Below are 21,709 nucleotides of genomic sequence, written 5' to 3' on the forward strand. Positions count from 1 at the left end.
CGGCTCGGTGACGTGGATCGCTGATGACTCGCAGGCGAGCGACGGACCTTAGTGGAGCGCAGAAATTGAACAGGAACCTTCGAGCGGCAGCTCTTACCATCATCGCGGCACATCTGGCCGCGTGTACCCCGGGTCCGGAACCCGAACGCAAGGACGTGAGGCCGGTGCGGACAGTGGTCGCCGGACGCACCGCCGGGTCGGTCGGTGCGACCTATTCAGGTGAGATTCGTGCGCGTTACGAAAGTCAGTTGGGATTCCGTACCGCCGGCAAGATCGTCGCGCGCATGGTGGAAGTCGGCAGCCATGTCAAGCGCGGCCAGCCGCTGTTCCAGCTCGACACCACGCAGGAAACGTTGCAGGTAGCCGCAGCGGGTGCGGAGGCTGATGCGGCAAGAGGCCGGGTAGCCCAGGCGCGGGTGGACGTCAAGCGTACTGAGCAACTGCTCGCCCAGAACTTTGCCTCGCAAGCCGAGCTGGACCAGCAGCGGCTGGCGCTTAACCAGGCGGAAGCACAACTGCGCTCGGCACAGGCGCGCCAGCAGCTCAATGCCAACATGCGCGGATTTACCACGCTCGTAGCAGACCGCGATGGCGTGGTCAGCGCAATCAATGCGGAAGCCGGCCAGGTGGTTTCAGCGGGGCAGACGGTCGCCACCGTCGCGGCAGACGGCGAACGCGAGGTCTCGATCAGCATTCCGGAGTCGCGCGTCGACGAACTACGCAAGGCGCCGACACTGACGATTACGGTGTGGGCGCAGCCGGACAAGTCCTGGACAGGCAAGCTCCGCGAGCTCGCGCCGGACGCGGACGGCGTCACCAGAACGTACTCGGCACGCATTTCCATTCAGGAGGCGGATCCGGAGCTGCGGTTAGGCATGACAGCGTCGGTGATCGCACCCGACGTGGACGGCAGCGGCGTAGTCCGCGTGCCGCTGACCGCCATCGTCGATCATGAGCGTGGCCGCCAGGTATGGGTGGTCGACCCGAAGACGTCGCGGGTGATCGCACGTGAAGTCAAGCTGGGCGCAGCGCAGAACGACAGCGTGATCGTGGTTGGGGGACTGGCGGGCGGAGAGACCGTGGTCAGTGCCGGCGTGCACATGCTGCAGGTTGGCCAGCAGGTGAAGGTGGCCGAGGCGGTGACTGTCGCCAGGGCGGGAGGTGCGAAGTGAAGGGTATCAACCTGTCCGAATGGGCACTGAAGCACCAGCAGATGGTCGCGTTCCTGCTGTTGCTGTTGTCAGTGGCCGGCGCGCTCGCATATGGCAGCCTGGGCCAGAAGGAAGACCCCGAGTTCACGATCAAGACCATGGTTGTGCAGGCGTACTGGCCGGGAAGCTCCGCGCAGCAGATGGCCGACCAGGTCACCGACAAGATCGAGCGCAAGCTGCAAGAGGTTGCGGAGATCGACTATACGTCCACCTATGTGAAACCGGGCGAAACGCAGGTCAAGGTCAACCTGCGCGAGGATGTACCGCCGGGTGCCGTGCCGGATGTGTGGTACCAGGTCCGCAAGAAGATGGGCGACATCCGGCATACCTTGCCACAGGGCACGCAGGGTCCGTTCTTCAATGACGAGTTCGGAGACACGTTCGGTAACCTCTATGCCATCACGGGCGATGGCTTCGACTATGACGACCTGAGACGGATTGCGGACGCCGCGCGTAATGAGTTCCTTCGTATCAGCGATGTCAACAAGGTCGACCTGGTAGGCAAGCAGGAACAGAAGATCTATGTCGAAGTCTCCACCGCCAAGCTCGCCTCGCTGGGTATCGACCCGGCACTGATCGCGTCGACCCTCGCACAAACCAATGCCGTGACATCGGGCGGGACGGTGCAGACCACCGCGGAGCAAGTACGGTTGGCGGTCAGTGGCGAGTTTGACTCGGTCGAAAAAATTCGCGCCATCGGCATCCGTGCCGGCCAGCGTACCTTCCGCCTTGGCGATATCGCCGACGTCCGCCGGGGCTTTGTGGAGCCCGCCACCTCAAGGATGCGCTTCAACGGCAATGAGGCGATCGGACTGGCGGTGAGCATGCGCAAGGGCGGCGACGTGATTCGGCTTGGCGCAAGGCTGGATGAAACGATCAAGCACATCGAGTCCAACCTGCCGGTGGGCGTGCAGATCCACGCGGTCAGCGACCAGCCGCGTATCGTCGAGCATTCCGTATTCGAGTTCAAGAAGAGTCTGGCCGAGGCTGTGATCATTGTGCTCGTCGTCAGCTTCCTCTCGTTGGGCTTGCGCACCGGACTGGTCGTCGCGCTCAGCATCCCGCTCGTGCTGGCCATGACCTTCCTGGCGATGTACGTGATGGGCATTGAGTTGCAACGCATCTCGCTGGGCGCGCTGATCATTGCGCTCGGACTGTTGGTGGACGACGCCATCATTGCCGTCGAAATGATGGCGCTGAAGCTGGAGCAGGGCTGGGACAAGTTCCGCGCTGCCACATACGCCTACACAGCCACCGCTTTCCCGATGCTTACCGGCACGCTGATCACGGCGGCGGGTTTTCTTCCGGTCGGCTTTGCGAAGTCGGGAACGGGCGAATATGTGTACTCCCTGTTCCAGGTGGTCGGTATTTCGCTGGTGTTGTCCTGGATCGTGGCCGTCCTCTTTACGCCATACATCGGCTTCAAGCTCCTGAAGGAGCATGCGCACGCGTCGCATGACGAGGACGCGGTCTACCAGCGCGGCTTCTATGTCAGGTTCCGCCGCTTTATCGACTTCTGCCTGAAGCAGCGCGTGTGGGTGCTCGGCATCACGCTCGCCGCGTTTATCGGCTCGCTGCTGCTGTTCAAGGCAATACCCCAACAGTTCTTTCCCGCGTCTGACCGGCCCGAACTCATCGTGGACCTGTGGATGCCGAAGGCTTCCACGTTCGAGGCGAGTCAACGCGAGGTCCAGAAGCTGGAAGGCCTGCTCAAGGGCGATCCGGACATTGCGGCGGTGACCAGCTTTGTTGGCAACGGTGCGCCGCGATTCTACCTGCCTCTCGACGTGCAGACGCCCAATCTGAACCTGGGCGAGATGCTGGTGATGACGAAGGGCGGGGAAGCACGGGAGCGGGTGAAGGAGAAGCTCGAGAAGCTGTTCGACGAGAGATTCCCCAATGTGCGTGGCCGCGTCAATCGACTGGAAAACGGTCCGCCGGTCGGTTACCCGGTGCAGTTCCGCGTGTTCGGGCAGGACAACGCCAAAGTTCGCGCAATCGGGCAGAAACTGGCCGCAATCATGCGCGAAGAGCCGCACGTGCGCGAGGTCAACCAGGACTGGGGCGAACGCGTCAAGCGCTTGCAGGTCGACGTCGACCAGGACAAGGCGCGTGCACTGGGTGTCAGCTCAGGCCAGATCAAGGAGGCACTTGAGGCTTCGCTGTCGGGCACGCCAATCACCCAGTACCGCGAGGAAGACCAGGGTATCGACGTGGTCTCGCGCCTGGTCGCGGCGGAACGCACGGACCTGAACAACCTGAAGGATGCAAAGATCTACGTGCGTGACGGCAAGTTCGTGCCGGTCTCTCAGGTGGCCCGACTCACGCTTGACAGCGAGGACAGCGAGCTGTGGCGGCGTAATCGCGTGCCGACGCTGACGGTTCGTGCCGATATCGCCGGGGCGCAGGCACCCGACGTCACGCGTGCACTGCAGCCGAAGCTCGACGCACTGGAGAAAGAGCTTCCGCTCGGCTATGGCTTCGAGAACGGTGGCGCTTACGAATCGAGTGCGAAGGCCCAGCATTCTGTTTTCGCGGTGATGCCTGTGACGATCATCGCGGTGCTCCTGCTGCTGATGATTCAACTGCAGGATATGAGAAAGATGGCGATGGTCCTGCTGACCGCGCCGCTCGGGCTGATCGGTGTCAGCATCATCATGGCCGCGTTCCGGATTCCATTTGGTTTTGTCGCCATGTTGGGCGTGATCGCCCTCGCCGGAATGATCATCCGCAACTCGGTGATCCTGGTCGTGCAGATCGACCAGGACGTGGCCGCGGGTGTCCCCTTGTGGACGGCCATCGTCGAGGCCGCGGTGCGACGGCTGCGTCCGATCGTGCTGACTGCCCTGGCGGCGATCCTGGCGATGGTGCCGCTTACCCATTCCGTGTTCTGGGGTCCCATGGCATGGGCAATCATGGGAGGGCTCGCCGTTGCCACGGTACTGACCCTCGTCTTCCTTCCTGCCCTGTATGCGACCTGGTACCGGGCCAAGCGTCCTGCGACCGTCTGATCGCAAATGTGACGATGAGAGTGTTTTCGATGAAAAGATTGGGTATGGCCATGCGGGCCGGGCAAGTGGCGTTGGGCTGCATGCTTTTCCTGAACGCTGGAGAGTCGGGCGCTATCGATCTCGTGGGGGCCTATCAGCAGGCACTGGCGCATGATCCGACGAGCCTCGCTGCGAACGATGCGCTCACGGCGGGGCGGGAGAGGGCAGTGCAGGGCGACGCCTTGCTGCGTCCACGCGTAAGCCTCCAGGCGACACTGGACCGGATCAATAATCGTTCGTCCGGCAACCCGCCGGCCGACGTTGCGCCGTTGGTATCCAGCGATAGCTCGGGAACTGCGCGCCAGGCCGGCGTGGTGCTGGTTCAGCCGCTGTACGACAGGACCGCGGTAGCCACGAGGAAGCAGTTCCGCGAGCAATCGAGCCTGGCGCAGACGCAGTTCGACCAGTCTCGCCAGGACCTGGCCTTGCGGGTGGCCGAGGCATACTTCGGCGTGGTGTTGAGCGAGGAGACCGTTCGCGTGGTGCAGGCCGAGAAGGCGGCGTTGCGACAGCAACGCGACCGCGCGAAGGCGCGCTTTGACATCGGCCAGGGCAAGATCACCGATCTCCATGAAGCCCAGGCGCGCCTGGATGGGGTCGAGAGTCGCGAAGTCACGGCGCAATCTGCGCTCGAACAGCGACGCACTCGATTCCAGGAAACCGTCGGCATGGCGCCCGATCAGCTCAGCGGGCCGGCGCCCGGTTTCACGCCGCGGCCGCCGGAGCCGGACAATCTCACGGCGTGGCAGGCAAAGGGTGAAGAACAAAGCTACCTCGTCAAGACCAGACAGTCGGAGCGCGACATTGCCGGCGCGGAGATCGATAAGTACCGCGTCAGCAGTCGCCCGACCGTCTCGCTCGTGGCGCGTTATGGCGCACAAGGGCAAACCGGCAACCTGGCTCCGTGGGTTGCAGCCAGCAACACCCGGACCGCGACTGTCGGCTTGCAGCTCACCATTCCGCTGTACGCGGGCGGCGGACTGGATTCGCGCGAGCGGGAATCCGTTGCGAGGAAGAGCCAGGCGGAGCAGGAGGTTGCCGCCGCCCGGCGCGACGTGCGCCTGAGGGTGCAGGACGGATTCCTCTCGGTCAAAACGGGCGTGTCGCGCGTCGCCGCACTCGAGCAGTCGTTGACTTCGGCGCGTAGCGCGCTCGCGGCAACGACGCTTGGCCGGGACCTCGGTACCCGTACGGAACCCGACGTGCTCGACGCGCAGCAGCGCGTGTTCACCGCTGAGCTCGACCTGGTCCAGGCACGCCTGGACTACCTCCTTGGCCGTCTGCGGCTTGCCGCCGCGGCGGGGGAACTGAGCGAGGAAACCTTGCGCTCGCTGAATGTCTGGCTCGCAGCCTGATCGAGAAATCCTATGCCAGGAGATCTGCAGCACTACTGGAGCGGCGCCTTTCTCGCCGCTAACGCGTTCATCGGGCTGAATATGGTGGGCGCGTTGCTGCTCGGCATGCTGGTTGGCTACGAGCGCTCATACAACGGCCGCGCCGCCGGCATGCGCACTTATGGTCTCGTCTGCATGGCGTCGACGGCCTTGACTGTGTTCGTCGGCTACCCGGGGCTGTGGTACGGGGGTGTTTCAGCGCACGCCCAGGCAGACCCGACCCATATCGTCCAGGGAGTCGTCACCGGCTGCGGCTTCCTTTGCGCGGGGGTCATCATGAAGGACGGCATGAGCATCCGCGGCCTCACGACCGCGGCATCGATCTGGGCTGCCTCGGCCATAGGGGTGTTGCTCGGCGTTGGCTTCTATGCCGCCGCGTTGCTGCTTGCCGTGCTCTGCGTGGGCTCGATGTCCCTGTTGCACCGGCTGGAGGCCAGGCTTCCGGGGCGCATGACGCTTGATGTGTCTCTGACTTTCCAACCCGGGGAAGCGCCTGACCTCGATCTGCTGATCGACAGGGCAAAGTCCCGCGGCTATCGCGTGTTGCACGACAGCCTGACCATCACGTTTGCCGACAACCAGGCGGTGTGGAGAGTCAGCCTGGTCGCACCGGACAAGGCGCGCGCAACATCGCCGGCAGCATTGGCGGCCGAGATGGCTGCAACACAGGGTGTCTCCCGGTTCAGCATCCTGCCGGTGCGCAGTTGATTTGGGTACGCGAGCACTTCTTTGTCAACCAACGCTGTTTTGCTGACAATGCATGGTGATCTAAATGAAATTACTGAGGAGCCTGGCGCTATTGACACAACAAACAAGAGCGCACATGGTTTCAGCCCATAGGATCCAATTAGTGAAGTCCACCGTTGCGATCACGCTGTTTGGAATGGTGTCAGCGGCAGCGTTTTCCGCTCCGCAGACAAGCAGTCGAGCCCAGATTCCAGACCAGCGCGGCATTAGCGAAGGCTGGAATGGCACTGAGTTGGAAACCGCGCCACTTTCAAAGCAGGAAAGCTCCGGGGCACAGCCGATTTCAACACCCGCGACTATGCCGGCTAATGGATCGGCGACCTTTCCTTACGCCGTCGTGCCGTACGTTAGGTTACCTAGCGTTGCTCCGGCTTCCCCACCGATGCCACGTTTGCCGTAGGGAGGCACGGGCCACCAGCGAAGGCGAGCTGAGCAGTGGCAGTGCTGCAATTGCGGCCGCCGCGTCGCCTGTTGCAACCAATCATTTTGCGCTGACCGGAATTACAATCCCCTGCTCCAAACTACACATATTGCGATGTATCGGGAGAGTGACATAAACGGCTTCACCACAGGTTAGGGCCATTCCGGCAGGTACGCTCATTGCGAGTGACGTTCATGCGGTTCACGAGGAACCCGTGGTCGCGATGCATGCATCGACCACAAGTCACCTCGTGTGGCGCCTCATGAAGAATCGTGTGATCACACCATCAGGAGAGAGCGATGAAAATTCCTACCCATACCCTGCGCTCGACTTGTGTCGCTGCTGCACTGGCGGTGGCTGCCGGGAGCGCGTTCGCACTCGATACAGGCGGCTTTATGCGTGTCGCCGCCGATACCACGGCCCGCCCCTGGCATGCCGGGCCGCGCCGAGGGTGATCGCGAGCAGCGGCCTGCGGCTACCACTGACCTGAGTGCCGAAAAGACCAAGCAAAGCGTCAGCGACAGCGCCATCACGACCAAGGTGAAGACCAAGCTGCTTGCCACCAAGGACCTGAAGGCCACGGGCATTCACGTGAAGACCAAGAACCGCACGGTCAACCTGAGTGGCTCGGTGCCGACGAAGGAACAGCACCAACTTGCGGTGGACACCACGCGTAGCGTGGAGGGTGTGAGTTCGGTGAACGACAAGCTGAAGGTATTGTCGCGGTAAGCTGCAACAGCCTGCCCGGGCATAGTTGGCGGGGCAGGCTTACCCGAGCGGCGCAGACTCAGGCCACGATCCCTTTATTGTTCACTCAGCGCAGATGCCCGCCAAACAGTCCGAGCAGGCCGATGACGATAAGGTAAATGGCGACGATATAGTTAAGCAGCCGCGGCATCGATTCGCGTACAGGCCTGACATGGCGTCAGCCAGGTGACCAAGCAACGCGCGAGTGTCAACGCCGCCCTGTTCCAGTAGAGCCGTTTTGACAGCGAGTGGATTTCGCGGAAGGTAGGGCATCATCGCCAGTTGATCCCGCCAAGTCGCGAGCCTTAGAGAACGCGGCGCTGATAGTCGCCAACCAAACGGCATCGCCGCGCGATACGCGTCCCACTGGACGGACATAATGGATCAGGTATTTGCTGACGACGCGTGTCGCTTTGCAAAGAGCGGCGGGCGATGATCGCCCTTTACGGCTGACCTCTCCCAGCGCGCAACCGTCGAACGAAAGGCTGGCAGCCAGCGCTTGAGCCACTGAGCGAACAGTTATTCCAGCAAGTCCAGCACGGAGCCGTGCAATTTCAGCGTCTCCAGGACAATGTTCGAGTTGATCGCCATGACGCCCGGCTCCTTGTGAAGCTTGTGGACCACGAAGTGGGAGAAGTGCTCCAGGTCTTTCGTCCGCACGGTCAGCACATAGTTTGACGTGCCCGTCACGATACGGGCCGTCACGACTTCGGGCCACCGGTGGATGGCCTTCACGAAGTTCTCGTGCCAGTCCTCGATGTCCGAGCGCATCGAGACATGTACCAGTGCCTCGAAGGCCACACCGACCTGCTTCGCGCCGATCACGCACCGATAGCCGGCAATCACGCCACGCTCCTCCAGCAGTTTTACCCGCCTGAAGCAGGCGGAGGCCGAGAGGCCGACGGCCTCCGCCAGTTCCTGGTTGGTGATGCGCCCGTTGCCTTCCAGGTGATGCAAGATGCGCACGTCGGTCTGGTCCAGTTCCATTTCGAAGAATCCACCGTTAGTAATTAAAAAAGCCGATTAAGCTTCGATATATACATAAAAGCAAGCAATAAACGCAAGCACATTCGTCTTTTCGTTTGATAGGATTCCGTTCCCATGAAGGCACCGCGGATGGCGATAGAGGCAAGTCCGCTGCTGTCCGCATTCCTAATCCGAACCCCGACGAATTCCAATGTTTGCGCACATCCCCGCCTATGCCGGCGACCCCATCCTTTCGTTAATGGAGGCTTACCAGGCCGATTCCCGACGGCAGAAAGCGAACCTCAGCATCGGCCTTTACTACGACGATGACGGCCGGATTCCGGTGCTCGGAAGCGTCGGCGCGGCGGTGCTCCAGCTCGCCGAACAGCACGGTCCGCACACTTACCTGCCGATGGAAGGCATGGCGCCGTACCGGCACGCGCTGCAGCAGCTTGTGTTCGGCTCGGACAGCCCGGCGCTGAAGGAGAAACGGGTCGCCACGATCCAGTCGGTCGGCGGCTCGAGCGCGCTGCGCATCGGCGCCGAATTCCTGAAGCTCTGCTTCCCGGGCTGTGCCGTGTGGATCAGCGATCCGAGCTGGGAGAACCATCAGGTTCTGTTCGCCGGCGCGGGCGTGGCGGTGCACACCTACCCGTACTACGACCCGCAAACGAACGGGCTTCGCTTTGACGAAATGCTGGCGACGATCCGCGGACTGCCGGCACGCAGCGTGGTGCTGCTGCAGCCGAGCTGCCACAACCCCACCGGCATCGACCTGTCCCGCGAGCAATGGGCAGAACTGATCAAGGTGCTGCGGCAACACGGGCTGATTCCGTTCCTCGACATGGCCTACCAGGGCTTCGGCCATGGGCTCGAGGAGGATGCATGGCCGGTGCGCGCGCTGGTCGATGCCGGCGTGCCGTTCCTCGTCAGCAACTCCTTCTCGAAAAACTTCTCGCTGTACGGGGAGCGGTGCGGCGGGCTTTCCGTCGTGACTCCGAACGAGGACGAGGCCAATCGCGTGCTGGGGCAACTGAAAGCGGCCGTGCGGCGCGTGTACTCGAGCCCGCCGCTCCATGGGGCCCGGTTGATCTCGACGGTGCTCTGCGATCCCGCGCTGGCCGGACAGTGGGCTGCCGAGGTGGCGCAGATGCGCGAACGCATCGCGCGCATGCGCCGCTCGCTCAGGGAGCGGCTGGAGGCGAGCGTGCCCGGCGCGCCGTTCGACTACCTGACCACGCAGCGCGGCATGTTCAGCTACACGGGCCTGTCGGGGCCGGAGGCCGATTGCCTGCGCGAAGCGCACGGCGTCTACGTGCTTCGCTCGGGCCGCCTGTGCGTGGCGGGGCTCAACGACACCAATCTCGAGCACGTCGCGCACGCGATGGCGACGGTCCTGCGCGCGCGCTGCTGAACAGCGGCACACAGGCATTCTTCAGAAGAGACATATGGCAGACATCATTCAGACCCCCTTGCCGGAACCCCCGCAGCCATTCTCATGGGCCACGCATGCCAACGGCATGATGTTCACGGCCCATGGCCCCATCGATGCGGCCGGCAACATCGTCGGGGACGACATCACCGCGCAAGCGCGGCTGACGTTCGGCAATCTCGCGGCGACCGTGGAAGCGGCCGGATGCCGGCTCGACGATGTCGCGCAGGTGCTCGTGTACATGCACGCCCCGGGCGACATGCCGGTCATCGATTCGGTGTACCGCGAGTTCTTTCGCGCTCCCTATCCGAACCGGGCCAGTGTCGCGGTGGCCGGCTTTGCCCATCCGGCCATGTTGATCGAGATTGTGGCGTACGTCAGGCTGCCGGCGAGCAGGCAGGAGGCCTGATTCCGGTTCTTTCCCGCCGCCGAACGGCGCTTTCATCATCAAAAAAACAGAACGAAATCACGTGGAGGAGACATGCAGAAATTTGCTTTCCCGCTGGTACTAGGTAGCCTGGTAGCGGGCTCGGCCTGCGCACAGAGCGCCGTCACGCTGTATGGCATTGTTGACCAGAGCATCCGGCTTACGACCAATGCCAACGCGAGCAACAACAGCGTCGTGCAGCTGACCAACGGCGCCGTGACCAACAGCCGCTTCGGCTTGCGGGGCGAGGAGGAACTCGGCGGCGGCATGAAGGCCCTGTTCCGGCTCGAGAATGGCTTCGATCCGGACACCGGGCGCGTGAACCAGAACGGTCGCCTGTTCGGCCGCCACGCCTATGTCGGATTATCCGGCGGCCTGGGTACGCTCAAGCTCGGCCGCCAGTCGACCGAAGGCTTCAACCTGTTCGGTGAATTCGATCCGCTGACCGTAGGCAACTACACGGCCAATGCTTGGCCGTACTTCATGACCGGCGGCCGCATCGACAACGCGGTCAGTTACGACGGCACGTTCGGCGGCCTCAACGTCGGCGCCAGCTACGGACTTGGCGAGTTGCAGGGCAACCTGAAGCAGGGCTCCTACTGGGGCGCGCGCGTCGCGTACAACCACGGCAATCTCGGCGTGGGCGCCGTCTATCAGGAGATGCGGGACGCCGCGAGCGAGACCCAGCGCATGTGGGGCGTGGCGGGGCGTTATGCGTTCGGACCGGCGAAGCTGTTTGCCGGCTACATCGGCGGCAAGGACGCCACCGGGATGGTCGATGGCATGCTGAACGATCCTTCGCGCACCGTCAGCTACGGATCTTTCGCCGCCAACCCGCGCAAGGACATGACGTTCTACACGGGCCTGACGTACCAGGTTTCTGGCGCGCTGGCGATGACGGGCGTTGTCTATCACGACAACATCCGCGACGTGAACGGCGTTGCCGGCCAGAGCGGCAAGCGGCTGACTGCCGTGCTGCTAGCAGAATACTCACTGTCCAGGCGCTCCCAGCTATACGGCACCGTGGACTACAACCGCGTCAGCGGCGCAGCGGCCACCGAGCTGCCGGGGCGCGGCAACCAGACCGGCATGGCCGTTGGCATGCGCCACGTGTTCTGAGCCTAGCGGTTCACGTTCAAAAGTAGAAGGAGAGAGACACCATGAGCAAGTCAACGCAGAGCTTTCAGCAAATCGTGGAGCGGGAGCGGGGGCTCAAGCGGACCCTGAACGCCAGCCAGATGGCGATGATCGCCATCGGCGGCGCGATCGGTACCGGCCTATTCCTCGGCAGCGGCTTTGCCATCGGCTTTGCCGGCCCAAGCGTGCTGGTCAGCTATGCCATCGGCGCCTTCATCGCGTTGATCCTGATGGGCTGCCTGGCGGAAATGACCGTGGCGCACCCGACCTCGGGCTCGTTCGGCGCCTACGCGGAGCACTATGTCAGCCCATGGGCTGGCTTCCTCGTGCGCTACGCGTACTGGGCCTGCATCGTGCTGGCTGTCGGGACGGAGGTGACCGCGATCGCGCTCTATATGAAGTACTGGTTTCCCGCGGTGCCTGGCTGGTTCTGGATTGCCTCGTTCTCCGCGGCGCTGGTGCTGGTCAACGCGCTCAGCGTCAACATCTTCGGTGCCGTCGAATACTGGTTCTCGGTCATCAAGGTCGCAGCGATCGTCGGCTTCATACTCATCGGTGCCTATGTTGTCTTCGGCGCGCCGGCTTCGGTGGCCGGATCAGGGGAGGGGGCCGTGGCCGGCTTTCACCACTACACCGCAAACGGTGGCTTCTTTCCGAAAGGCCTGTGGGGCATGTGGGTGGCCGTCATCATCTCCATCTTCAGCTACCTGAGCATCGAGATGATCGCGGTGGCCGCGGGCGAGGCCGAGGATCCGGAGCATGCGATCACGCGTGCCTTCCGTTCCACAATGATTCGCCTGGTGCTGTTCTACTTGCTCACGCTGGCGCTGATGCTGGCGATCGTGCCGTGGACCGTCGCCGGCCGGGAGGAAAGTCCGTTCGTCAAGGTGATGGAGGCCATCAACATCCCCGGGGCCGCGGGCGTGATCAACTTCGTCGTGCTGGTGGCGGCGCTGTCGTCGATGAACAGCCAGCTGTACATCACGACGCGGATGATGTTCAGCCTGTCGCGCGCGGGCTATGCTCCCGCCCGATTCGGGCGTGTCAGCCGGCGCGGCGTGCCGCTATCCGCGCTGCTGGTGTCGACGCTGGGGATCGCGCTGGCGACCCTGCTGAGCGTCGTCTATCCTGATGCCTCGTTCACGCTGATGATGGCGGTTTCTATGTTCGGCGCCATGTTCACGTGGATGATGATCTTCGTTACCCACTACTGCTTCCGCCGCAAGTGGGAAGCGCAAGGCAATGCCCCTCTGCGCTTTCGCATGAAGGGCTTTCCGGCGCTGACGCTGCTGGGCGCCGCGCTGATGCTCGCCATTTTGCTCACCACGATGTTCACCGCAGAGTTTCGCATGACTATGATCTTCGGCGCGCCGTGGCTCGTGCTGCTGAGCCTCGCCTACTTCGGCTGGTATGCGAAGCGGGCGCGGGCCATCGGGAGCGAACCGCTCGAGCCGCACGCGGGCTGATGCCGGCAGGGGCGATCGGCGCCCCGTCTGCCCGGCACGGTCGAACGCATGGTGGCAGACAAGCCCGCGTCCGAACACGGAGGGAGACGGCCGAATCGCCTTCGGCGGCGTGTTCATCGTAGGCGCAGCGTCTTCAGGAATCGAGTCGGGGCGTCACAAATTTCGGAAGAGCTACCCATAGCGGCTTGGCGCGCCTCAGAAAATGCGCCAAGACGTGGGCAAACGCGCATCTACTTATGGGTCTCCAATGGTGACGCCCTGCCGGCAATCTCGCCGGCGGCATTGTGCCAATCAAAATCAACTGTGAAAATCCACGGGAATAAGCGTGACTTGTCTTGGTCGATGATGACCATGCATTTTTCTGTCTCCATTTATTCAGCTGCGCCAGAATGAACTGACAGGGTGCATACCGTGTTCCCTTGCGGGGCACGGCATGCACTACTACCGCTGCCGCTGCCGCCTTATCACTGCCTGTTCATTTCGCCAAAGCACGGGCAGATAGTTAATTGTCGCTCGTTCGCAAGATGTTCAACCTGGCCGAACTGTGGGGCTACCGGCACGACGGCTCCAATCCTTGCCGCCACGTGTCCAAGTACCCGGAGAAAGGCTCGACCCGCCTCATCAGCGACGAACAGATGGTCAGCCTGTTCGCCTTCCTGGACAAGGCCGAGGCCGAAGAGCTGGAGCATCCGATCTACCTGCTGGCCATCCGGCTGCAATTCGAGTTCGCGGCGCGCATGTCGGAGATCCTGCTGTTGCAATGGGATTGGCTCGACCTGCCCAATGGCCGGGTCGTCTGGCCAGACAGCAAGACGGGCGATATGTCCAAGCCGTTGAGCGAGGAAGCCCGCCGGCTGCTGACGAACGCGCCGCGCTACGGCAAGTCGCCCTACGTCTGTCCGGCCATCCTCGACCACGACAAGCCGCTCGGCCCCCATTCCGCCCCCATTCCTACTATCAGGCATGGCGGCGCATTCTTGCTCGTGCCGGCGTGCCGAAGGTCGGTACCCACGGCATCCGCCATCGCTCTGCGACCGACACTGCCAACTCGGGCATCCCGGTTAAGGTCGGCATGGCGCTGACCGCGCACAAGACCGTGGCGATGTTCATGTGCTACGTCCACACCGAGGACGACCCCGTACGGAAGGCGGCCGAACTGGTGGCGACCCGGCGCAAGCCGGTTGTCAGCGCAGGTGCCTCGTCCCTTCTGCGTGCGCACCGCGCCAGGGGATGGGAAAGTGTGCCCGTTACGGGTATAGTTTGGAGGTCAAGATGACCCGCGTCCTCAAGCGGAAGACTTTGCGCGGTGGCAGGCGGGCGCGAAGCTGCCCGATGCCGCCTTGGTGCAAGGCGGTTCAGGAAATGGAAAGCGCTCTGATTGACGCGGACTTGGGCGGCTTCCTCTACAAGTAATGGGTGGCGCGCCCCGGCGGCAAGAGTGGCGGGTACCGCACGCTGGTGTCGGCCCGGATAGGTAGCCGCTACGTTTCCTGCATGCGGTCCCCAAGAGCGACAAGGCGAACCTCACGCAGGACGAGAAGAAGGCGCTGCAATTCGCCGGCAAGGTGTTCCAAGAGCTGTCCGCGGAAGCCTTGGCGAAGGCGCTGCAGGCTGGCGTGTTATTGGAGGTGTGTTGTGAGCAAGATCATTGAATCCCTGCGTGGCGACTTAGCTGCGCTCCACGAAGCGGGAGCGATCAGCAAGGTGACGATGCGCGAGTTCGACGCGATCTGCCCGCCGCCGGTGCGGGAGTTCAGTGCTGTCGACATCAAACGCCTGCGCGAAGCCTTGAAGTTCAGCCAGCCGGTCTTCGCGCTGCACCTCCACACCACCGCTTCGACCGTGCGCAAATGGGAGCAAGGCGAAACCCACCCCACGGGGCCGGCGCTCAAACTGCTCAACGTCATCGCCGACAAGGGATTGCAGGCCATCATCTGATGCCCGGGACGACGGAGGCAAGCATTGGCGACACGGATTGCCCCTCCCCTGGTCGTCACGTACCAGCAGCGATGAATCGGACGAGGAAAAGGACTGTTGCGACATGCTCGTGCTCCGGTTGCCTCCTGGATCTTCTCTGGATTCCAGAACGCGGCCGTACTCAAGACCAAGTCGTTATAGTCGGCCGCGGATTGTGGTTCCCGGGTTGTCATCTGGCCCAATTCAGTCGTTCGTGGCGTAGGTGCCGCGCAGCTTCCCCGCCCCTCCCGCGATGGCGAGATCGAGATAGGTCTGGACGGGGCTGGTGCAGACCCGGGTAAAGGCTCCACTGGCTGCGCCAGCCCGCGGCAGTCGGCGGCGCGGTGCACTGGCTGTATTGGCCAACGACGAGATGCCGCACGTCGGCACGCTCGACGTGGACATCGGCCTCGACGCTATCGCTTGGCGACGGCGAGTACGCCACGCTGATCGGTTCGCTGCAGGGCATGGCTATGCCAGGCGTGAAGGGCTGCGGCGCTTCCAAATGGTCAGGCAGGCCGGTTTGCAATGCGCTGATGAGGGCTTGGCGACTGAGAGCCTGAACCTAGAGCCAGAACTGACGCCTGAATACCCGCCCGGCGATTGTTGGGGCGGGCCATTTTTCTTGCCAACGGGTGTTGGCGCCACCACGCAGCGGAATACGACGTCTTCAGATAACTGAATGAGCAAAACGGTATTAGACGCCGGGAAAGCCACGTCCCTATACTCCCTCCACTGATTTGCCATGAGGCAAGCGACGCCGGCACGCCATACCGACGCCCGGCCTCGCCGACAAATACAAGATAACGAGGAGACAACAGTGGTCCAGACGTATCACTTGCATGTGGCCGGGCGTCGCATCCCACCGGCCAGCGGCCGTATGCTGCAAAGCACCAATCCTTTCACGTCCCAGGTCTGGGCCGAGATCCCCGACGCCAGTGCCGAAGACGTAGCCGCCGCCGTGGCCGCCGCCAATCGCGCCTTTTGTGAGGTCTGGCGCGATATGCCGGGCGTCAGGCGCGCCGAGCTGATGCTGAAGCTGGCCGCGCTGATCGAAGGCCAGGCGGACCGCATGTCGCGGATCGAAAGCACCGACAACGGCAAGATCGTGCGGGAAACGCGCCCGCAGATGCTGTGGGTCGGCCGGCAATTGCGCTACTTTGCGGGCTATGCCGACAAGCTGTTCGGCCAGCATGTGCCGCTCGACCAGCCGAACACGCTCGACTATCTGTCGCTCGAGCCCTTTGGCGTGGTGGCGTTGATCACGGCGTGGAACTCGCCGCTGGCACTGCTGGCCAACAAGATGGCACCGGCGCTGGCCACCGGCAACTGCGTGGTGGTCAAGCCGTCCGAACATGCTTCGGCATCGACGCTCGAGTTTGCCGCCCTGGTGGAGGAAGCCGGCTTCCCGCCAGGGGTGTTCAACGTGGTGACCGGGGGCGCCGAAACCGGGCGGGCGCTGGTGGAGGATCCTGGCGTCGCCCTGGTGAGCTTCACGGGGAGCCCGCAGGTCGGACGCGAGATTGCCGCCATGGCCGGGCGCCGGCTGGTGCCGGTTAAGCTGGAGCTTGGCGGCAAGTCGCCGAACATCATCTTTGACGATGCCGACCTGGACAAGGCCGTGGTCGGCGCACTGGCCGGCATCTTTGGCGCCACCGGTCAGACCTGCGTCGCCGGTTCGCGGCTGCTGGTGCAGCGGGGCGTGCTGGACCAGATGGTGCCGCGCCTGGCGGAGCGCGCGCGCAATATCCGCATGGGCGATCCGCTCGATCCCGCCACCGAAATGGGCACCGTTGCCAACGAACCGCAGTTCCTCCGCATCCTCGCCGCCATTGAGCAGGCCAGGGCAGCCGGTGCGCGGCTGGTCACCGGCGGGCGCCGTGCCGAAGGCGCTGGCCTGGGGCAGGGCTATTTCATCGAGCCGACCATTTTTACCGACGTCGACAACGGCAGCCAGCTCGCACAGGAAGAGATCTTCGGGCCCGTGCTGGCCATCATCCCGTTCGATACCGAAGACGAGGCCGTACGGTTGGCCAATGACAGCCGCTACGGGCTCGCCGCCGGCCTGTGGTCGCGCGATCTCTCGCGCGTCATGCGCGTATCGCGGCAGCTGCAATGCGGCTCGGTCTGGGTCAACACCTATCGCGCCATCGCCGCCCAGGCACCCTTCGGGGGCTTCAAGGAGTCCGGCATCGGCCGTGAACGCGGCGAGGCCGGCTTGCGCGAATACCTGACCACCCGCAATGTGATGATCGATTTCTCCGAGGAGGTGCGCGATCCCTTCGCGATCCGCACCTGACCCCCGCCGCAAGGAGGACCACCATGAAGACCAAGCAAGGCGACGCCCCGCAAGCGGGGCCCCGCGAGATCAGCCGGCGTCAGACCCTGGCACTCTGCGGCGGCGCCCTGGCGCTGGCGGCCGGTGTCGTGCCGTTCGCGTCAAGGGCCACGGGCACTTACCCGTCGGGACCGATCAGGCTGGTGGTGCCGTTTCCGCCAGGCGGATCCGTCGACACCGTCGCGCGCACCCTCGGACCCCAGCTGCAGGAGCAGCTCGGCCAACCGGTCCTGATCGAGAACCGCCCGGGCGCCAGCAGCGTCATCGGCGCGCAGTACGTCAAGCATGCCAGGCCCGATGGCTACACCATCCTGCTCAATGCCTCGCTGCAGATGGCGAACCCGGTCCTGTTGAGCACCGCGACCTATGACCCGATGAAGGACTTCGCGCCGATTACCGGCATCGGCGCGCAGCCCCAGCTTGTCCTGGTAAGAGCCGATGGCCCCTACCGCACGCTGGCGGACCTGCTCAACGACGCACGCAAGCGACCTCGCGAACTGCAATGGGCGATTGCCGCGTTCGGCGCCGCCGGTCACTTGGCCTGCGAGCTGCTCAACGTCGAGGCGAAGGTCGACATGCCGGTCGTGCCCTACAAGGGCGGCGCGCCCGCCCTGGTCGACCTGATGGGCGGACACGTGTCCGCCATGATCGAACCGATGGCGTCAGCCTATCCGCACGTGCAGGCGGGGCGGCTGCGCGCGCTGGCGGTCACCAGCGACAAGCGGCTGCCATCGCTGCCAGCGTTGCCCACCGTCGCGGAGAGCGGCTTTCCGGGCTTCGACATGCCGAGCTGGTATGGCCTGTGGGGGCCGGCCGGCACGCCGGCCCCCGTGGTCGAGCGCCTCTACAAGGAGATGCAGAAGGCGATACAGGCGCCCGCCGTGGCGCAGAAGCTTGCCGGCATCTCTTTCATCGCACAGGCATCGTCGCCCAACGACTTCACGCGCTACACGGCCAGCGAGCTGTCGAAATACAAGACTCTGATCGCGCAAGCCCATATCAAGGCAGACCAATAGCCGGTCCCCTCATCCTCCATCTCACATCCGATTTCTCTGGAGCTGAATCATGAGTCAAGATGCAACGCTGGGCTTCGTAGGTCTGGGCGTCATGGGCGAGCCGATGTGCGCGAACCTCGTGCGCAAGTCGGGCCGCTCGGTCCACGTGTTCGACATGTCCGCCGAGGCCGTCGTGCGCGTGGTCGAGAAGGGCGGCATCGCCGCGGCGTCGGTGGCCGCTGTGGGCGCCGCTGCCGATATCGTCTTCCTGTCGCTGCCATCGATCGCGGAAGTCGAAACGGTCGCAAGCCAGCTGCTGGCCGCGCCGCGGCGGCCGCGCATGATCGTCGACATGAGCACCAGCGACGTGGCGCGCACGCGCGCGCTGGCGCAGGCGCTGCGCGCCGCGGGCATTGCCTTTGTCGACGCACCCGTGGCCCGCACCAAGGAAGCGGCAATACAGGGGACGCTGCTGATCAGCGTGGGCGGCGGCGCCGAAGATGTGGCGGCGGTGCGCCCCTACCTCGAGTGCATGGGCACCGATGTGCTGCACTGTGGCGATATCGGCAGCGGACAGACGCTTAAGATCCTCAACAACATGATGGTCTTCATGACCGTCAACGCACTCGCCGAGGTGCTGACGATCGGGCGCCATGCCGGCATGGACGGCGAGGCGCTGTTCAATCTGCTGTCACAGGGATCGGCCGACAGCTTCGTGCTGCGCAACCATGGTATGAAGTCGCTGGTTCGCGATCATTTCCCGGAAAAGACTTTCCCGATGGTCTATGCGATCAAGGATGCCAGCCTGGCCTTGTCGCTGGCACAGCAGGGCGACTTCCATCCGCGCATGGCGCAGTATACCTACGACCTGATGTGCCAGGCGCGCGATGCCGGGCTGGGGCAGAACTATCACCCGGCAATGATCCAGCTCGTGGATGGCCGCGTGCCGGCTACGGTGCCGACGCAGGCTTGATCCCGGCCAGCCGCGGAAGGATTTCCGCGGCGATCCTCAGAGTCAGGTCGGAGGCGTGTTTCTCGCTCCAGATCGCCTCCATGTGCACCTTGCCGGCGGTGGGCGGCAGGTCCCGGAAGCACACCCCAGGATAGCCGCTCGAGGCATAGGAGCGCGGCACCAGCGCCACGCCAAAGCCCAGCCGCACCATCTGGAAGATCGTCAGCGGGCTGCGCGCCTTGTGCTTGAAATTTGGGCTGAAGCCGGCCTCGTAGCACGAAGCGACGATGGCGTCATACACGGCAGGGCCATGTTCGCGCGAGAGCGCGACCATCGGCTCGTCGGCCAGGTCGGTCAGCGCGAAGTGCTCGGCATGCGCAAGCCGATGGCCCTCGGGCAGCACGGCCAGGTAAGTGTCGTCGTGGACCGGGATGTGCATCAGCTTGTCGCGATCGGGGCGCACGTGAACGATGCCGATATCGAGCAGCCCGTGCGAGACCGCGGAAATCTGGTCCTGCGACTGCATGTCGGCGACGGACACTTCCACCCCCGGAAACGCCTCCCGTACCAGCGAGAGGAACGCCGGCAGGATATCGAACAGAGCCGAGGTGGCCACGCCCAGTCGCAGCGTGCCCACATCGCTTTGCGAAGCGCGCACGGTGGCGCTGACGGCGGTGCGCATCTGGCCCAGCAGCAGGCGGCTTTCGCGCAGGAACACCGCACCAGCATCGGTCAGCTTGACTTCGCGGCGCGTGCGGTTGAAGAGCTTCACGCCCAGCTCCTCTTCCAGGAGCTTGATGTGCTGCGATAGCGGCGGCTGAGACATGTGGAGCCGCTCGGCAGCCCGACTGAAACTCAGTTCCTCCGCAACCATGACGAAGTAGCGAAGCTGCTTCATGTCCATGATAGGTCGACTCGCAAAATAGGCGGGAGAACATTGCCGTGCCGGCCGGACGGCTGTCAATAGGGAATCATGTGGAGGCAATGGAGCCTGCGCCCCGCCGCCGCAGGCGGGGGCAGGGCATGCACTGCGGGATCCTCAGGCGCAGGCGAGTACCCGCGCCACGTCCCGCACCGGCGTATCGCTGTTGGCCGACAGCAGCGTTTCGAGCACGGCATCGACCTCTGGCCGCGCCAGCGTCAGGCCGGCGTTGGCGCGGAACTTCGCGACGATCGCCTCGAGGTTCAGCGCGCGCTCGCCGCTGCCCAGGTTGACCGGCACGCTGCGGCGCAGGGTAGTCCCGCCGACGCCGCGCACGGAGACTGCGCCCGAGAAATACTTCGGGAACGCGGTGTCCGCTTCTGCCACGCATTGCACCTTGGCCGCCAGCGCGAGGATCTCCGCATCGGCCAGGCTGTCGTCATCGAGCTCAGCCAGCGTGAAGCGGCCGCGCACCAGGCAGGCCGCCACCACATATTGCACGCTGAACTTGGCTTCGTAGTCGGAGCGCGGCACTTGCTTGGCCGCGGCCGGCTCCGCCACGATCGGCAGCGTCGGCGCCGGCAGCTCGCAGACGATGGCCTCGATGCTGCGCGGGTCGCCGATATCCGCGCGCAGCGTGAGCGCGGCCTCGGCGCAGCCGTGGATGAAGTGGCAGACCGGGAAAGGCTTGATCGCGGTGTCCATCAGAGTCCATTCCTCGCCCAGCCCCTGCAGTACCGATTCCGTGTCGACTTCGCCGGCGCGCTCCTGCATATGCGTGTCGAACAGGCCGAACTTGCCTTCATACGGACGGTCCGGGCCGTGGAAGCCGGCCTGCGCCAGCTTCGCGGCGGTAATGCCGGACAGCGCGCCCCAGCCCGGATGCATGCGCTTGGTCCAGGCGCCGTTCTCCAGGAATACCTGCACCCCGGCCGACGTGCTGGCAGCGATTCCTTGGGCGGAGACCATTTCGTCCTCCGACAGCCCCAGCAGCTTGCCGGCGATCACCGCCGCACTGAAATGCGAAACTAGCCCGGTGGCGTGGAAGCCCGCATGGTGGAAGCCGCCCTTGACCGCACGGCCCAGCCGGATTGCGGTCTCCATGCCGGCCGCATAGGCCGCGATCAGCTCGCCCCAGGTGGCGCCGGTGGCTTCCGCCATCGCGAGGGCGGCGGGCAGGCACGCTACCGTCGGGTGCACGATGCTGCCGGGGTGCGTGTCGTCGAAATCGAGGCCGTGGATCAGGTAACCGTTGGCCAGGGCCGCGTCGCGTGGTTGTAGCCGCTCGCCGCCGCCGATGGTGGCGGCGTCGCCGGGCGCGCCGGCAGCCCGGATGCCGGCCAGTGCCGGCGCGGCGAACGGAAAGCGCCGTGACGCCAGCGCCAACCCGATCGCGTCGAGGATCTGGTGGGTGGACTTGCGCCAGACATCGTCGGGCAGCGTCGAGGGCGCCAGGCCCAGCGCAAACTGCGCCAGGGCACGGGCGATATTGGCGGAGGGGGGGCGGAGTCTTGCGGTGTGTTCCATGAGGCTTGTTGAGATCAGGGT

The 21,709-nt window shown here is 64.1% G+C and carries 17 protein-coding genes and 4 pseudogenes; 16 read left to right on the plus strand and 5 right to left on the minus strand.

Annotated elements, in window-relative coordinates; genetic code table 11:
- Positions 1-23 precede the first annotated feature (23 nt).
- From AC3WL8_RS27190 to AC3WL8_RS27210, 5 genes are all read left to right on the plus strand, one after another.
- Positions 24-1,172 carry an efflux RND transporter periplasmic adaptor subunit gene (locus tag AC3WL8_RS27190; protein WP_492379186.1) on the plus strand — a complete coding sequence of 383 codons (1,149 nt, stop codon included), beginning with the start codon at positions 24-26 and terminating at the stop codon, positions 1,170-1,172.
- Positions 1,169-4,222: an efflux RND transporter permease subunit gene (locus AC3WL8_RS27195; protein ID WP_492379187.1), complete on the plus strand. Its 3,054-nt coding sequence runs from the start codon at positions 1,169-1,171 to the stop codon at positions 4,220-4,222. The genes AC3WL8_RS27190 and AC3WL8_RS27195 overlap by 4 nt, the downstream gene beginning before the upstream one ends.
- Positions 4,223-4,302: 80 nt before the next feature.
- Positions 4,303-5,616 carry a TolC family outer membrane protein gene (locus AC3WL8_RS27200; RefSeq protein ID WP_492379188.1) on the plus strand — a complete coding sequence of 438 codons (1,314 nt, stop codon included), beginning with the start codon at positions 4,303-4,305 and terminating at the stop codon, positions 5,614-5,616.
- 12 nt (positions 5,617-5,628) lie between these two features.
- Positions 5,629-6,363 carry an MgtC/SapB family protein gene (locus AC3WL8_RS27205; RefSeq protein WP_013959814.1) on the plus strand — a complete coding sequence of 245 codons (735 nt, stop codon included), beginning with the start codon at positions 5,629-5,631 and terminating at the stop codon, positions 6,361-6,363.
- A gap of 859 nt (positions 6,364-7,222) precedes the next feature.
- Positions 7,223-7,552, plus strand: a complete 330-nt coding sequence (locus AC3WL8_RS27210) for a BON domain-containing protein (protein WP_492379189.1) — start codon at positions 7,223-7,225, stop codon at positions 7,550-7,552.
- An 85-nt stretch (positions 7,553-7,637) separates the two neighbouring features.
- Here AC3WL8_RS27210 and AC3WL8_RS27215 read toward each other — a convergent pair.
- Positions 7,638-7,721 (minus strand): annotated as a pseudogene (locus AC3WL8_RS27215) (DUF3096 domain-containing protein); the annotation flags it as partial.
- Positions 7,722-8,089: 368 nt separating this feature from the next.
- Complete coding sequence (locus AC3WL8_RS27220; protein WP_035817051.1) at positions 8,090-8,557, minus strand: Lrp/AsnC family transcriptional regulator; 468 nt, start codon at positions 8,555-8,557, stop codon at positions 8,090-8,092.
- Between the two features lie 190 nt (positions 8,558-8,747).
- Here AC3WL8_RS27220 and AC3WL8_RS27225 point away from each other — a divergent pair, with 190 nt between their 5' ends.
- From AC3WL8_RS27225 to AC3WL8_RS27240, 4 genes are all read left to right on the plus strand, one after another.
- Positions 8,748-9,950, plus strand: a complete 1,203-nt coding sequence (locus AC3WL8_RS27225; RefSeq protein WP_492379190.1) for an amino acid aminotransferase — start codon at positions 8,748-8,750, stop codon at positions 9,948-9,950.
- A 34-nt stretch (positions 9,951-9,984) separates the two neighbouring features.
- Positions 9,985-10,377, plus strand: coding sequence for a RidA family protein (locus AC3WL8_RS27230; RefSeq protein WP_492379191.1), 393 nt, complete (start codon positions 9,985-9,987; stop codon positions 10,375-10,377).
- 72 nt (positions 10,378-10,449) lie between these two features.
- The gene (locus AC3WL8_RS27235) at positions 10,450-11,514 is read left to right on the plus strand and encodes a porin (protein ID WP_492379192.1); all 1,065 of its coding nucleotides are present in this window, start codon (positions 10,450-10,452) and stop codon (positions 11,512-11,514) included.
- A gap of 41 nt (positions 11,515-11,555) precedes the next feature.
- Positions 11,556-12,998, plus strand: coding sequence for an amino acid permease (locus AC3WL8_RS27240; protein WP_492379193.1), 1,443 nt, complete (start codon positions 11,556-11,558; stop codon positions 12,996-12,998).
- 230 nt (positions 12,999-13,228) lie between these two features.
- Here the strand turns inward: AC3WL8_RS27240 and AC3WL8_RS27245 are convergent, their stop codons facing one another.
- Positions 13,229-13,351: a hypothetical protein gene (locus AC3WL8_RS27245; protein ID WP_492379194.1), complete on the minus strand. Its 123-nt coding sequence runs from the start codon at positions 13,349-13,351 to the stop codon at positions 13,229-13,231.
- A 153-nt stretch (positions 13,352-13,504) separates the two neighbouring features.
- Between AC3WL8_RS27245 and AC3WL8_RS27250 the strand changes: the two are divergent.
- The 7 genes and pseudogenes from AC3WL8_RS27250 to AC3WL8_RS27280 form a co-directional block, all read left to right on the plus strand.
- Positions 13,505-14,274: pseudogene (locus AC3WL8_RS27250) on the plus strand (tyrosine-type recombinase/integrase); the annotation flags it as partial.
- A pseudogene (locus AC3WL8_RS27255) lies at positions 14,271-14,650 on the plus strand (type II toxin-antitoxin system RelE/ParE family toxin). The pseudogenes AC3WL8_RS27250 and AC3WL8_RS27255, both read left to right, overlap by 4 nt.
- Entirely contained in the window at positions 14,634-14,936 is a 303-nt protein-coding gene (locus AC3WL8_RS27260) for a helix-turn-helix domain-containing protein (protein ID WP_211982515.1), read from the plus strand. Before AC3WL8_RS27255 ends, AC3WL8_RS27260 begins: the two are co-directional and overlap by 17 nt.
- 332 nt (positions 14,937-15,268) lie before the next feature.
- Positions 15,269-15,501, plus strand: a pseudogene (locus AC3WL8_RS27265) (hypothetical protein); the annotation flags it as partial.
- Positions 15,502-15,774: 273 nt separating this feature from the next.
- Entirely contained in the window at positions 15,775-17,253 is a 1,479-nt protein-coding gene (locus AC3WL8_RS27270; protein ID WP_492379195.1) for an aldehyde dehydrogenase, read from the plus strand.
- Positions 17,254-17,276: 23 nt separating this feature from the next.
- Positions 17,277-18,308 (plus strand): Bug family tripartite tricarboxylate transporter substrate binding protein, encoded by a 1,032-nt coding sequence (locus AC3WL8_RS27275; RefSeq protein ID WP_492379196.1) that lies wholly within the window; start codon positions 17,277-17,279, stop codon positions 18,306-18,308.
- A gap of 49 nt (positions 18,309-18,357) precedes the next feature.
- The gene (locus AC3WL8_RS27280) at positions 18,358-19,260 is read left to right on the plus strand and encodes an NAD(P)-dependent oxidoreductase (protein ID WP_492379197.1); all 903 of its coding nucleotides are present in this window, start codon (positions 18,358-18,360) and stop codon (positions 19,258-19,260) included.
- On the opposite strand, the gene AC3WL8_RS27285 is transcribed toward AC3WL8_RS27280, so the two are convergent.
- Both AC3WL8_RS27285 and AC3WL8_RS27290 read right to left on the minus strand, forming a co-directional pair.
- Entirely contained in the window at positions 19,238-20,143 is a 906-nt protein-coding gene (locus AC3WL8_RS27285; protein ID WP_492379198.1) for a LysR family transcriptional regulator, read from the minus strand. The genes AC3WL8_RS27280 and AC3WL8_RS27285 overlap by 23 nt on opposite strands.
- A 135-nt stretch (positions 20,144-20,278) precedes the next feature.
- On the minus strand, positions 20,279-21,688 hold the full coding sequence (locus AC3WL8_RS27290; RefSeq protein WP_492379199.1) for an MmgE/PrpD family protein: 1,410 nt from the start codon (positions 21,686-21,688) through the stop codon (positions 20,279-20,281).
- Positions 21,689-21,709: the final 21 nt, after the last annotated feature.

The sequence above is a fragment of the Cupriavidus sp. FW305-F7 genome (genome assembly GCF_058782875.1).